This is a genomic window from Gracilibacillus xinjiangensis, from assembly GCF_042651765.1.
In the GTDB taxonomy this organism is placed as follows: Bacteria; Bacillota; Bacilli; order Bacillales; family Amphibacillaceae; genus Gracilibacillus; species Gracilibacillus xinjiangensis.
The window spans coordinates 150,663-164,229 of sequence record NZ_JBHSDT010000008.1 but is presented as its reverse complement, the minus strand read 5'-3'; the positions used below and the strand labels follow the sequence as shown (position 1 = coordinate 164,229).

General features: G+C 37.5%; 16 protein-coding genes and 1 other annotated feature. Of the genes, 4 read left to right on the top strand and 12 right to left on the bottom strand.

The annotated features are described in order from the left end of the window. Position 1 precedes the first annotated feature (1 nt). Positions 2 to 1,582 carry a DUF4179 domain-containing protein gene (locus ACFOY7_RS11875; protein WP_390254073.1) on the top strand — a complete coding sequence of 527 codons (1,581 nt, stop codon included), beginning with the start codon at positions 2 to 4 and terminating at the stop codon, positions 1,580 to 1,582. A 658-nt stretch (positions 1,583 to 2,240) separates the two neighbouring features. Here the strand turns inward: ACFOY7_RS11875 and ACFOY7_RS11870 are convergent. The 3 genes from ACFOY7_RS11870 to ACFOY7_RS11860 all read right to left on the bottom strand — a co-directional run bounded on the left by ACFOY7_RS11870 (position 2,241) and on the right by ACFOY7_RS11860 (position 3,839). Continuing rightward, a complete protein-coding gene (locus ACFOY7_RS11870; protein ID WP_390252304.1) occupies positions 2,241 to 2,753 on the bottom strand; it encodes a DinB family protein in 513 nt (170 codons plus the stop codon). Between the two features lie 141 nt (positions 2,754 to 2,894). After that, complete coding sequence (locus ACFOY7_RS11865) at positions 2,895 to 3,086, bottom strand: DUF6366 family protein (RefSeq protein WP_390252303.1); 192 nt, start codon at positions 3,084 to 3,086, stop codon at positions 2,895 to 2,897. 327 nt (positions 3,087 to 3,413) lie between these two features. After that, entirely contained in the window at positions 3,414 to 3,839 is a 426-nt protein-coding gene (locus ACFOY7_RS11860) for a GNAT family N-acetyltransferase (protein ID WP_390252302.1), read from the bottom strand. A gap of 335 nt (positions 3,840 to 4,174) precedes the next feature. Continuing rightward, positions 4,175 to 4,389, top strand: a binding site (T-box leader). 53 nt (positions 4,390 to 4,442) lie between these two features. On the opposite strand from ACFOY7_RS11860, the gene ACFOY7_RS11855 reads away from it, so the two are divergent. Continuing rightward, on the top strand, positions 4,443 to 5,249 hold the full coding sequence (locus ACFOY7_RS11855) for a methyltransferase domain-containing protein (RefSeq protein WP_390252301.1): 807 nt from the start codon (positions 4,443 to 4,445) through the stop codon (positions 5,247 to 5,249). A 454-nt stretch (positions 5,250 to 5,703) separates the two neighbouring features. On the opposite strand, the gene ACFOY7_RS11850 is transcribed toward ACFOY7_RS11855, so the two are convergent. From ACFOY7_RS11850 to ACFOY7_RS11810, 9 genes are all read right to left on the bottom strand, one after another. Further along, positions 5,704 to 5,901 carry a DUF4083 domain-containing protein gene (locus tag ACFOY7_RS11850; protein ID WP_390252300.1) on the bottom strand — a complete coding sequence of 66 codons (198 nt, stop codon included), beginning with the start codon at positions 5,899 to 5,901 and terminating at the stop codon, positions 5,704 to 5,706. A 6-nt stretch (positions 5,902 to 5,907) separates the two neighbouring features. After that, positions 5,908 to 6,825 (bottom strand): PhzF family phenazine biosynthesis isomerase, encoded by a 918-nt coding sequence (locus ACFOY7_RS11845; RefSeq protein WP_390252299.1) that lies wholly within the window; start codon positions 6,823 to 6,825, stop codon positions 5,908 to 5,910. Positions 6,826 to 6,915: 90 nt separating this feature from the next. Beyond that, on the bottom strand, positions 6,916 to 7,620 hold the full coding sequence (locus ACFOY7_RS11840; RefSeq protein ID WP_390252298.1) for a tubby C-terminal domain-like protein: 705 nt from the start codon (positions 7,618 to 7,620) through the stop codon (positions 6,916 to 6,918). A 79-nt stretch (positions 7,621 to 7,699) separates the two neighbouring features. Continuing rightward, the gene (locus ACFOY7_RS11835; RefSeq protein ID WP_390252297.1) at positions 7,700 to 8,239 is read right to left on the bottom strand and encodes a P-loop nucleotide/nucleoside kinase family protein; all 540 of its coding nucleotides are present in this window, start codon (positions 8,237 to 8,239) and stop codon (positions 7,700 to 7,702) included. Positions 8,240 to 8,460: 221 nt separating this feature from the next. Then, positions 8,461 to 8,880, bottom strand: a complete 420-nt coding sequence (locus ACFOY7_RS11830; RefSeq protein WP_465260651.1) for a DUF5412 family protein — start codon at positions 8,878 to 8,880, stop codon at positions 8,461 to 8,463. A 432-nt stretch (positions 8,881 to 9,312) separates the two neighbouring features. Continuing rightward, positions 9,313 to 9,687: a VOC family protein gene (locus tag ACFOY7_RS11825; protein WP_390252296.1), complete on the bottom strand. Its 375-nt coding sequence runs from the start codon at positions 9,685 to 9,687 to the stop codon at positions 9,313 to 9,315. Positions 9,688 to 9,967: 280 nt separating this feature from the next. After that, positions 9,968 to 10,777, bottom strand: coding sequence for a multinuclear nonheme iron-dependent oxidase (locus ACFOY7_RS11820; protein ID WP_390252295.1), 810 nt, complete (start codon positions 10,775 to 10,777; stop codon positions 9,968 to 9,970). Between the two features lie 57 nt (positions 10,778 to 10,834). Then, positions 10,835 to 11,371, bottom strand: coding sequence for a hypothetical protein (locus ACFOY7_RS11815; protein WP_390252294.1), 537 nt, complete (start codon positions 11,369 to 11,371; stop codon positions 10,835 to 10,837). 71 nt (positions 11,372 to 11,442) lie between these two features. Next, positions 11,443 to 12,057, bottom strand: coding sequence for a hypothetical protein (locus ACFOY7_RS11810; protein ID WP_390252293.1), 615 nt, complete (start codon positions 12,055 to 12,057; stop codon positions 11,443 to 11,445). A gap of 259 nt (positions 12,058 to 12,316) precedes the next feature. Here ACFOY7_RS11810 and ACFOY7_RS11805 point away from each other — a divergent pair, with 259 nt between their 5' ends. Then, positions 12,317 to 12,829: a DUF3231 family protein gene (locus ACFOY7_RS11805; protein ID WP_390254069.1), complete on the top strand. Its 513-nt coding sequence runs from the start codon at positions 12,317 to 12,319 to the stop codon at positions 12,827 to 12,829. 409 nt (positions 12,830 to 13,238) lie between these two features. Next, a complete protein-coding gene (tlp, locus tag ACFOY7_RS11800; protein ID WP_390252292.1) occupies positions 13,239 to 13,472 on the top strand; it encodes a small acid-soluble spore protein Tlp in 234 nt (77 codons plus the stop codon). Positions 13,473 to 13,567: the final 95 nt, after the last annotated feature.

Genomic DNA, 13,567 nt, shown 5'->3' with positions numbered 1-13,567 from the left:
CATGTCAGATATTTTCAAAAAGCATGTAAAGAAAGATGATAATCATATCCCTGATGAAGAGAAAATGTGGAACAAAATACTGGTAAAACAACAGAAAAGGGAGCGGACTAGCAAGAAACTAAAAGTTGCCATACCAGCATTATTATTTGCAATTGTCATCACCTCAACTCCTGTACTCGCTGCATACTCTAGTGAAATTATGGATTGGATGCATAAAATGAATCGCCCTGGTGTTATCACATCATTAGAGAATGGATTTGGACAGGAGATAAATCAATCCAGCGAAAATGAGTTAGGAAAGCTCACAGTACACAATGTAGTCACAGATCAAAATGGCACAACGATAAATTTCAGTTTAGAAAAAGAACATAGCCAAATTATCCATGCAGCACAATTTGATGAAGCAACTCTCGTCAAGGATGATGGAAGTGAAACAATGTTAAATGCAACGGCTGTTTATGATCAGAAAGCCGGAAAAATTGTAGGTTTCCTTCATACAGAGGATGAAATTCAAGCTGATGAAGCAGTTACCCTCAATGTCTCTGGCTTACATGAATATGGAACGAAGAAAGCAGATCTTTCTTTCGAAGATTTTACGCAATTAAGCAACATCTCAATTGGTCGAGATGGTATTTCACAAATAGAACTGCTAACTAATGATTACAGTAACGGCATTTATCAAATCGATTACCTGATTGAATTAGAAGATCCAAATAAAATTGATTATGCTGCCCTCACTTTTCATCTTAATGGGGAACGAATTGAAAGTTCCAGTGTCGTATACCAACGACCAAAGCCAAATGTGATGAAGATTGGTGAATCAATTCAAGTGGCGAAAGATAAAGTCAAAGATTTGGAAATATCGTTAGAATACCAAGATACTATCGCCCATCATCCTGCATCATGGTCAGTAAATTTTGAATACAATCATGACCTTGCCCAAAATTCTACATTTGTAATGAATTTGGATAAAAAAGCAAAACTAGGCAGCAGAGTACTGCAATTTACAGAGTTAGCGATCACACCAAGTTCTGTTAAACTATACTATAATGAAGACACCATCAGCAGTGAGCAAATTTTTGTTCAATTTGATACAATAAAATTACAGCTAGGAGAACATGAATTAAATGGATATTTTTCCGGAGAGAATTACTTAACATTTGAAACGGAAAGTGTGTTAAAAGATATAGATGACCAACCAATCTCTCTCTCTTTAACAGATGCAAAAGTCTCTTATGAAGGAACAGACCAAGACAAGGTTCTCCTAGAAAACATCTCTAAGGAGCCTCAAACTGTTAAAACAGATGTGAAGGGTTACCCAGTTGAATTTACGTATTACCTTGACGGAAGCGATTTAATTATTGAGTCAGAAAGTGAAGATGAACAATTCGCTGGTGTTACACAAAGTGTTATTTATGATCATAATGATAGAATTTTCGCGGATACTCGCTCTAATGATGGGTTAAATCCTAGCAATAAACAGGTTGAAACATTTACTAATATCAATGAGCAGGATATTATGTTACATGTATTTCTCTATTCCACTTATGAAGATCGTACAAAGGTAGTAAAACTTAAATAAGTTATGAAGCCAGCTGTTTTAATAAATGGTTGGCTTATTTTCATCAAGCTTTAGAAATATGGACTTGCTTGCTCACTAATATTAATGCCTCTATGCTACTTTCTGGTTTTGGTTCTGGCATTTAAAGCTCGGTTTAATGCCTCTATGTGCCTTTCTGACCTCGGTTTTGGCATTTAAAACAGGTTTGAATGCCTCGACAATGCTTTCTGGGCTCTACTTTGGCATTGAAATCAGGTTTGAATGCCTCGACAATGCTTTCTGACCTCTACTTTGGCATTGAAAGCAGGTTTGAATGCCTCGACAGTGCTTTCTGACCTCTACTTTGGCATTGAAAACAGGTTTGAATGCCTCGACAATGCTTTCTGGGCTCTACTTTGGCATTGAAAACAGGTTTGAATGCTTCGACAATGCTTTCTGACCTATACTTTGGCATTGAAAACAGGTTTGAATGCTTCGACAATGCTTTCTGACCTATACTTTGGCATTGAAAACAGGTTTGAATGCCTCGACAATGCTTTCTGGTCTCTACTTTGGCATTGAAAACAGGGTTGAATGCCTGGACAATGCTTTCTGATCTCTACTTTGGCATTGAAAGCAGGCTTGAATGCCTCTATATTACTTTCTGACCTTTGTTGTTTAGACATACTCCAAAAACCCTTCAGTTATACCATTTTCTCAGCTGATTAATATGGGCCTGATGATAGCGATTGTGATCTGCCATATGCCATAGGCCCCACCGAATGGTTGCAAGCTTTTCGTTTTCATGACCAAATGCAACCACTCTATCTAACTCTTCATCCTTTAATTGAATACATGCATCTCTCAGCATCCCTAAAACCTTTTCACGTTTAGTAAGAAGTGTATTCAAAGAGACCCCCTCAACCATTGGAAGTCTATTATCTTCCCCCAACATTGGTCCATAATCTTCTATTAATGAAAGAGGAAGTGATTGATCTCTTATTCTAAAAATCCAGTTAAGATCAACATATGTAATGTGTGTTATTAACTGTGCTGTACTATTAAAATTATTATTTTGACCTCTGAAATCCACCTCTTCTTGTGACATCCCATTTGTTATTAATCGCAGCCGTTCACTGTTTTCTTTCACTGCTGCATATAACATTCCAACAATTGGTGACATATTTGTATCACCCGGTAAATCGTAAATCATCCTCATATCTCCCCTCGGAAGATCAATTTTACTCAGAAACTTCCCTTTTAAAAAAGAAAATTGTTCCATTCACGCCTGAAATTCTCATCCCTCGTTACCATAAGAATTAAGCTTTTCACTTTCATAACCTCTGCCGATCGGTCAACGAAAGAACAACGAGTAGATTATGAGTGCTAAAATAAGAACAATAACGATAATTAAAGTGCCTTTCCAACCTAAACCACCAACTAAATCGGACAATCCGCTCCCATGCACGCTGCTGGAAGGATGCTTTAATTCCTCCTGCCTCATTCTCTCTCGTCTATATTCCGGGCTTTCTTTACCATCCTGCATCTAGAATAACCTCCTTCCCTCTTACATAAAACGATTTCACAAGTGTCGCTGTATAGAAATAGCAGCCCAAGTCAAATTCCAAAGTTTCGGGCAGGCAATCTCACAAGGAAAAAATAATGGTGCTAAGACTCTTCATGATTTCATCTTCCGCTAGTTAAACAGGAAACTAACTATTGTAGCGATCATCATTGAAAGGTTATTGTTTACCAACTTCGATCACCTGCATTTCGATTTTTCTTACCTTATTTACTGAAAACTATCCTTTGCATTTTACCCTGCACTTCCATCCTAACATATTACCCTATCCTCCATATTTCTCCCGTTTTTCTAGCCCAAATCCTTCTTCAAATAATAATGCACATGCTCTCTGCCAACATTATTAATACTTCCAAAAACTTCATAACCATGTTTCTTGTAAAAGTCTAATGCCTGGAAACTCAATGTATCGAGTTTGATATAATCACATTTTCTCTCTCTTGCCATGTTTTCAATCTCTAATAGTAATTTCGTTCCATAGCCTTGGTTTCTAATCTTCTCATCCAGAAATAATTGATAGATCTCCAGCCAATTCCAACATACTGCACCAATTAACCCACCATAAACATCGCCAGTATCATCCTTGATAAACAAACCGATATCTTCGTACCTGCCACTTAAATCTTCCGGAAAATGCCTTAAATTAAATTGATAGAGTCCATCATTAACATGTTGTTTCGCTTTTTTATCGAGTTCATTCGTTATATAAAGTCCCATTATGCTTCTCTCCAATTATATTTTCTCTGAAAGCGATTTGCTTAAATATAAAAGCAAATCATCATTTTTACAATCTGCCTATTGATCCAACTGCCGGCCTACTGAAATTTGAACTCAATACCAATAATAAAGAAACGCTATCAAAAGGGATACATCTAATTTTTCAAAACTATATGCAAAAATAATCGCTCCTTATCTCCGTAACAAAAGCCTAAAATCCCAGTTTCTACCTCACCTTCCATAATAGCATAAATACCCCAAAATATTTTACACATTTTAGAAATTTTTGTTGACAATGGCAATTCCCTAATATATGATATTTTAAAATAAATACTAAAAATGCAAAGACTGGAAATAGTAAAAGGCTGATAACCTTTCAGAGAGCCGTTGGTTGGTGGAAATCGGCAGCTGTCACCTTTGAACTCATCCAAAAGCAGCTTCCCTGAAAATAGTAAGGGATGCCGGATTTTTCCGTTATAAAAATGAGTGGATTATTGTCTTAATCAATAATCAATTAGAGTGGTACCGCGAGCAATGCCTCGTCTCTTATATTTATATAGAGACGGGGTTTTTTAGTTAATCAATGATAAGGTGGTGTTTACCATGAAAAATGAAGAAATCGCTCGGAATCGTGCCCAGATGCCAAAAAGAACCACATCTATTATTGACCAACGTTCCTTACAAAACTCCCATCAGCGATTAACAGACTTTTTGCAAAAGGGAAAAAACGTGCTCGATATTGGCTGTGGAACTGGTGTGATAACAGCAGATATTGCCAAAAAGGTGGCACCAGGAAAGGTATTGGGAATTGATGAAAACAAGCAGTTTATTGAATCAGCAAGCAATAACTTCAAAGAGATTGACCATCTAGCATTTGAAACAAAAGATCTATATAAGCTGGAGGAGGAAAATCAATTTGATGTCGTAACGGCTGCCAGGGTATTGCAATGGCTTACTGCCCCTGATATGGCACTTAGTAAAATGGCGCGTGCAACCAAACCCGGAGGTCATGTCGTTGTTCTTGATTATAATCACGAAAAAATTAAGTGGGAACCTGAAGCCCCGACAAGCATGAACCATTTCTATCAAGCTTTTCTTAACTGGAGATCAGATGCCGGGATGAATAATGCAATCGCTGATCATTTGGCAGAAATGTTCTCAGCTATTGGGCTTACTGATATAGAAATTTCCGTACAACATGAAACTGTTTCAAAAAAAGATCCGGATTTCCAGCCAAAGATCAATATTTGGGCAGAAGTAGCTGAGTCAAGGGGACATCAATTAGTTGCTGACGGTTATCTAAGGGAAGAAGAACGGGCACGAGCTGTCAAGGAATATCGAGAATGGATAATCACATCAGCTGAATCCATGCAAATGTATTTATTAGCAGTTAGTGGCAGAAAAAACTGACCCGATATAAGGAAAGAGGATAATCATGACGTTATGATGCGTTCTTAACTGCAAATCTCCCCGGGCTCTTGCCTGTTTTGACGTTATGATGCGCTCTTAACTGCAAATCTACCCAGACTCTCGCCTGTTTTGACGTTATGATGCGCTCTTAACTGCAAAACTACCCGGGCTCTTGCCTGTTTTGACGTTATGATGCGCTCTTAACTGCAAATCTCTCAGGTCTCTTGCCTGTTTTGACGTTATGATGCGCTCTTAACTGCAAATCTTCCCAGGCTCTTGCCTGTTTTGACGTTATGATGCGCTCTTAACTGCAAAACTACCCGGGCTCTTGCCTGTTTTGACGTTATGATGCGCTCTTAGCTGAGAATTTTACATGGATATCGATAGTTTGACGTTAAATCAGGACCACTCTTATCCATTCCCTAACCAATCCTAGTCTTTCATATTCTTTGTGTCATCTGCCCTTATTTTCTTCCAGCAATTCTATAATTCTATCCAGTTTCTTCTCCATTTGATCTGACTGATTGCTTGTGACAGAAATATTGTTAAGCAATCTGCGGATAAAGAGTGTGAAGGATATGATGAATAAAATGATAAGAGCAACCACGATGCATAGCATAATAATACCCGGAATAGAAAAACTACTAATCATATGATATTACCTCCGTTCTATATTTTCATCGCCTATCAAAACATCAAAATCCTGTACATATACTGCATTTCCTGTAATCTCAACATTAAGTTGATCATTCGTTTGTGAAACCTGAACCAAAACTCGTCCGTCCTTTTTCAGCTCATGCCCTTGTTCCACTACTAAATGGAGAGGTTCATGCCAGTGATTATTGATGTATTTTGCAAAATATGCTCCCATCACCCCAGAAGCAGTCCCTGTTACTGCATCTTCAATTGTACCAGAGTAAGGTGAAGAAAAATGACGTGCATGCATGTCTGCAGACGGATCATAAGTTTCCATACAAAAAGGATGTACAGATGCTTTCGGCATTTCTTTTAAAATTGCTGGAAACTCCTTATTGTCAGGTTCCATCCTATTAAATGCACTTAATTCTTTAATAGGTAGTAATAGTGTCCAAGTTCCTGTACTTCCATATAAAATCGGTAAAGTGTGATCAATCTCTTTTTCTTCTATACCTATTGAATGAGCTAAGCTTTCTTTTGAACCACTAAACTTTTCAAATTGAGGGGCAGCCTGTTTCATCGTAATCCGGATGCCGTCATCAGCTGTTTTAATAAGTGTTACCGGCAAAACTCCTGCCCTTGTTTCAATTTTTAAATTTGCTTTTTTACCCAGTAAACCCTTCCTCTTTAAAGCAAAAACCGTCGCCACTGTTGCATGACCACATAGGTTCATTTCATGACCTGGTGTGAAAAAGCGTAGTCTCATGTCGGCTTCCTCTGCTTTCACCACAAAGGCTGTCTCATTAAACCCTACCTTATATGCTACCTCTTGCATTTCATCCTCTGTTAGTTCATCCCCATTTAAAACTACTCCCGCAGGATTACCCTTGTTCGGTTTACTGCTAAATGCATCATAATGATAAACCTTGATTCGCTTCATCTTACACCACCTCTAAGCATATTTTCCATATCCTTCCCACTGATAAACACACTATTTTAAACCAACATATAGCCTTAATATAGCGAGCGGTTATTTACCTTTAAAATAATAGGAATGCAGGATTAATGCGACAATACATTCAGGTCGGTCTTCTTGTGTATCGATTACTTGAATGCCGCTCATTAAATGGTTACGTTTCAGTGATCCAGCCACCTGATCACCATGAGTTAAGGAAATGGTTGATGTTACCGTTGATGCCGCCGATTTATACGATTGCTCATCAAACCTGTACTCCAATACTTCTTTCAATTTTGTTGTGTTCTTCCAATTGATAAGTGTACGCGCATCTCCTACAAGCTCCCCATTTTTATATATCTTCCATCGGTCCTGCTGTGTAAACCATTTTTCACGGTACCAGCGCATATCATACAGATCTTCGTCGATGAGGATTTCCAATGACAAGTACCAGTGAGAACCAAAAATATCAGCAATGATATATTGCCATTTCTGCTGAAAGTAACGTTTTATATAACCCCTTTTTTCCTTCTCTTTAAACAATGGCTTTCGAATCATAAATAATTTTTGTATATTGTAAAAAGACCAGCCTGCAATTCCATCAGGTTGATAATTACGCTCTCTCACTTCAAATCTTTTCCCAATAACATACAAAACAAGAGCTGCAACTGGAAAGAGAAAAGTCATAGCGAATATCTCTGGCTCAAATGCTTCGTTTACTATATAACGAGCAAGTAGTGTGATTAATAATAAAATAAAGAGTAAGTTTAAATGAATCATAAATTTTCACCTCAGTATATTTACGTTAAAAATCTGTTATCGTTTCATTTAAAATCACTCATGCTACTTATCCTTACCGTTACTCTCTTATAGTGAATCTTTCGTTATCGATGATCTCTGCAAGAATCTCATTAAGTTCCCTAACAGACTTCTCACTAGTATCTAAAATATGCCGTTTATCCAGTCCCGAATGATGAAATTCGTCAACAAGGATAAGACATCTGTCCCCCATTCGGTACTCTTCTTTTCTCATGCTGTCTCTTTTCACTAAAGTATCTTTGTCTGTCCACAAAACGACATATTTAACGTGTACTTCCGATTCAACATCCAGCAATTTCTCATGCAACCATCTCGCTTCACCTGGGAATGTAACATAATCTATCACCACATCATTCCCATATTTCAAAAAGTTTCTAGTTAAACTTAAAATATTTTCCCAAATTAACGAGGTTTCCTCTTGGCTTTTCCAAGGCTTCTGCCGCCCGCCTATATGCATGTGGGAAACAAGATCACCAGAAATGAAGGCACTAAACGGAAGCTTTTTAGCAAGCTGTTTGGAAGTGGTTGACTTTCCAACTCCTGCCGGGCCTGAGACGATAAAGACAGTATGAGCTTGCAAACGATCTCCCCTCCTCCTAATAATCCTTACTGAAGTTGGTTTCACTATTCTTATCTTAAACGAAAATGTCATAGTCATGTTGTTCATTTTTTTCATCCCGTTTTGCTTGATGAAATACTCGTCCGCTTGATTAATCAAAGAAAATAATTTTTATTTAAGCCTCCATAACCATCCGATTGGGAGGATGTTTGAGTTATTTTTTAATAACGTCATCTCTTCCTCTATTTCTTCAAACAAGTATCATACTCACTCTTCATTATCCAACTGTCGCATGCCAGGCCTCTATCATGGTAAATCTCTTTTTCCACATTCAGTTCCACACTTCTGTCTTCACTTGGATACGCAGGTTCTTGATTTACTATGGATAAGGTATGCTCATCTTTCCACTCCATCGAAAAGTTGCCATTTGCCTCTGCATAATATACCGTCTTTTCTATGTCTTCCTCATTCGGATCAGTAATTTCAACCCATATTTTCACACCGCCGGCCGCACCGCCATATGGCATGTAATAGGCGCTGGCGCTATATGTATCATTTGGTGAAGGTACTGGCTCTTTATATAATTCCCCATCTTTATCATTGAAAGTAAAAAAATATTTATTATATCCAAACTGTACCGAAACAATAATGACTCCAATCATGATGGCAATCAGCATTTTTTTCGGAAACCTCTTTCTTTTGATCAAAAACACAAGAACCTGGAAACAGAAAATGAAAAATAATAGAATGGTAATCAAACATATAAGTAGACCAAACAAATTTAAATAGGTAATAATCGCCAACCCCTTCGTTTGTCAATTGTTTCCGTATTTACATTTTAATATTTATTTCCTTGCATTTGCTTTTTCCCAAATTCACCAAGTCTCTCTCTGCTGCTAGTATGATATGTTTCTCTCTTTCCCTTTCCAATTTCCTAAAGGATGATAGCCAATTCAAATTTTTAAATAACTTCTGTCACCGCATTTAATGTAAAAAAATAAACCTGCTTCGAATAAGAATCGCTCAAAATAGGTTTATTTTTTGTAAAGCTATACATCTTTCCTAAACCTGAACAACACATCCGATTGCAGATATTAAATTCTTTGCGGTAATTCTTGAATCATTTCCACCCTGTTCCCAAAAGGATCTCTGAACTCGAATCGTTCATAGCCCGGAATGGGGACCCCTTTAATCATTTGAATTCCATTTTGTTTTAGCACACTTCTCCAGTATGAAATATCTTCTACCTGATAAGCTAAATGAGCTTTTGTCGTTAATCTGTCAAAACCATCCTCAGTGCCGATATGCACTTCCTGATCTCCGACTTCCAGCCAAAATCCTCCACGGCCTTTTAATGATTCCGGTTTTTCTTTCTCGGTTAAACCAAGAATTCCACAGTAAAAATTTTTCCCTTCTTCTTCTGCACCTTTGGGAATAGTCACCTGTGCATGATGTAAGCCAGTAATCATAGCATCCATCTCCCTTTTTTATTCATAAAATGCCCCATTGGTTAAATGGTTAAGGCTGAATTGTTAGCGGCCATTTAGTAATTGTGTCTTTCCATGTAAATCAAATATATGTACAACAGTAAGCGCATTAGGAATGTTGAATGTGAGCGAACAGATAGAAAGTATCAATGAATAATTAACCAACATGGAGAAAAATATAAAGACGCAGATGCCATACACTCCTTTTCCACCACATCATGAATTCAACTTTTCCTTTTATAAAAAATTAACCAGCATCTAACTATTTGACTAATTCATATAAAATAGGCGTTTGTTTTGCCAGTACCTCTTCATCTGTTCGCCATTCAAATATGGGACCAACTCCGCCATATTCAAATGCTGCCACCCATGGCTCCTGCCAATAACCAGCTTTTATTCGTTGAATTACCCATTTAGCGAGATCCCAATCTTCATCAGTCATCGGCATACTATCATGTAAACGGCCCTTATTATCTGGCTGAATACCAGTTATATGAAGTTCTTTCAGCTGGTCCAATGGAAGTTGTGAAATATATTGTTTCACATCTAATCCAAGACATTTCGAGGTCATTTGCGCATGTGCGGTATCCAGCAATAATCCGCAACCTGTCTCTTGCATAATTTCACTTAAGATCTCCGGCTCTATAATCGCCCTCATCATATTTTCGTTTTCGCCTCTGCATATCACATTCTCCATCATTACATTCTCTGCCCCGAATTTATCCATAACAGGTGCCAAATCTTTGATGACTGCATCTATTATTCGATTAATATGAACAGGATTCGATGTAAAAGTATCCATGTCAGGGTAATCCTTTACAAAAGCAACCGCATGTACATTGACAAATGGTGTATTTGTTTCTTCTCTTAATGCTTCGATTGCAGTCCAATTCACTTTATTCATTTGATTATCACCAGCATTTAAGGCAAAATGAACATAACAAGGCTTCGTTTGCTTCGCATTATCAATCAATTCCTTACTAAAATCGGGACATTTAAACATATCTATGTCGATCACAGAATCTTTAACCAATTTTTCTGTCTCCAAAGAATAATTTACAGCAAGCTTCATATTTTCACCCCATCCCCCAAAAATTTCTGTATCATGTTTGCATAAATCCGTCTTTTGCTACTCCTCCAGCCATTCTTTGTACTCAGGCATGGTATACTCATCCGTTTTCACAACCGTCCATTGATCCTCTTCCTTTACTAAAGAAATCTCTATTAAATATTCACCTCCAGATTCTTCGAAATCATTGCTTAAATAAACGATACTAGCATGAACAAGAGCTACCACTTCCTCCTCACTGATTGTCTTCACTTTGATTGGTTCATATGCTTCTATATCATAATTGGCATCAATTAATTCAAAACCCATATTCAATGAATCCAACTCATCTTTTTCCACATTGATCCCTTTTTCAAAATCCCTGTCGTTTTTAATTTCCGGGTATTTTGCCCAAAGAATATCTATATCCTTATTGATCACCGCTTGCGTTCGGTAGTACATATACTCTCTGATTGGCTTCATGTAGGCCACCCAATCAGATGATCCCGGCTCAGAAAAACCTTTCGTAGCATTATTGGTTGTAATGGTGTTAAGCTGACATCCCACTAATAAAAGGAAAAAAACAATGCTCATACTTTTTAAAAGAAAATTTTTCATCGAACATCTCCTCATCGTTCTCATAATTGGACTTGCCCTTTATGCGCCTGACTATTTGTTTACTACAGAATTTATTGGTTGTCTCTGCCTTCTTTTTCCACCATTATCTTAAACAACAGTACCATCTCATCTTCATGAATCATTTTATTTACCGATCGCTCATCTTGTAAATCGACCATTTCGATTGAGTTACCTTCTGTCTCTCGATAGGCTGCCAACAAGGTTGCTTCGCCCAGGTCTAATTCTATTTCTTCATCACCTAGCGCATAATCCCATGAACTATGATTACTGATTGACTGCTTCTCCACCTGAGCAGGCTGAGCGGTTACCCCTGGTGCATAAAGAAATACTAATGGATTGTCTCTGCCAGGATTAATGATTCCAAACCCCAATGCTCCTTCATCCACTTCATTTGGACTGTTACCGAAAGAAAATTTCGCTACAGGGTCCGCTTCTTTTTCGCCTTGTTTGTACCTTTCTACCCAAAGTGTAACCCACCTTTCATCAGCACTGGGTAAATAAAAATCAAAATTAAATACCATCCCTAAACCTAATTCCTTTAATGTGGTCTCATATTGGGAATCTGGACTTTTCGCTATTGTTGGTTTATCCATCTCTTGCTTAACGGAACAACCAGCAGTTATTATGAGCAAACTGATGAATACAGCAACAATGTTTTTTTTCAACTTAACCTCTCCAGCCCTTTTTATTTTGTTTCGAACTTCTCATTTTCCCTTCTATTTTAACATAAAATTCCAACGAATCATCGAATATTAATTAAAATAAAATGTCTAAGCAAATTTTCTCACATCCACTGAAATATTTATTAAGGATCTTTGATTAAATGTATATTTTCGTATCCTTTTACAAATACTTTCTTTGTATTCCGCTTCGGCAAGGAGAAGTAATTATATGAAAATTAAAGATACATTAAGGAGTGTGTTTATGGGAGTTTTAAGTGGAAATCCAGCGAATGAGCCTATGCACTATGGTGAAGTTTTTTCAACATGGGCGTTTCTGTCGTCAGCTAAAGGTACGGTTGCAGGTTATCAGACGAAACTAAACCATGCTGGTGATGAAGATCTTAAGAAATTATTGCAGGAAGCAATTGATGGTAGTCAACAGGAAATCAAGCAAATTGAAACATTATTAAAAGAAAATGGCATCGGGTTACCGCCAACTCCTCCAGAACGTCCTAACACACGTATCGAGGACATTCCGGCAGGTGCGCGTTTTCTGGATCAGGAAATTGCTGCCTCTTTATCAGCAACAATCGCAGCAGGCCTAGTTACATGCAGCCAGATTATGGGGCAATCCATTCGTGAAGATATTGCGATGATGTTCGGACAATTCCATACGCAAAAAGCAACATTAGGAGGAAAAGTCCTCCGCCTAAACAAAGAAAAAGGCTGGTTAATTCCACCGCCATTGCACCACAATAATGCAGATGATTACTAAAAACAAAAGGAGCAGAATAATTCTGTTCCATTTGTTTTTCCTTAATTATTCTGCTGCACGCTAACTTCCTCATACTCCACTTTTTTATGGAAGAAGAAATTTATTTTTATTTTCTATCGCCAAAGACTCTCCTACTTTATCGCCAATAATTAAATGGATGATTCTTGAACCCATGGATCTCTCCACTCCAGTAACTTTTAATATACTTGATGAATGCTCCGGATCATATTATTTCTCTTTATAAGAATACTTATGCTGAAAACTCACCCTCAAATCGTTAATCAGATGTCATCATAAGGCAGTTGAGGGATAGAAAACCATTTTAAATAATTCAAACCAAAACAATCCATACATATTTCCCTCGTCCTTACTAATAATAAAATGGACAACAGTTCAAGGAGGAATGAAAATGGTAAACCATCATAACCAGCCGAACCCTGATGATCGTTCAGATAATGTGGAAAAGTTACAGCAAAAGGTGCAAGATACCATTGAAAATATTGAAGCAGCACATGATACAATGAAATTTGCATCAGGCGAAGAAAAAGAGAATATTATTGCAAAAAACCGTCGCAGAGAAGAAGCCATTGCTGGAATGAGAGCAGAAATAAAAGACGAAGCACATGACCAGCAACAACAATAATCATAGGCGCATATAGAAACTTGCTATTCTGTATGCCCTTCCCTGCTTATGACAAAATAGAAAGAAACAGGCTCTTTCCCGCTCTCAAAAACAAG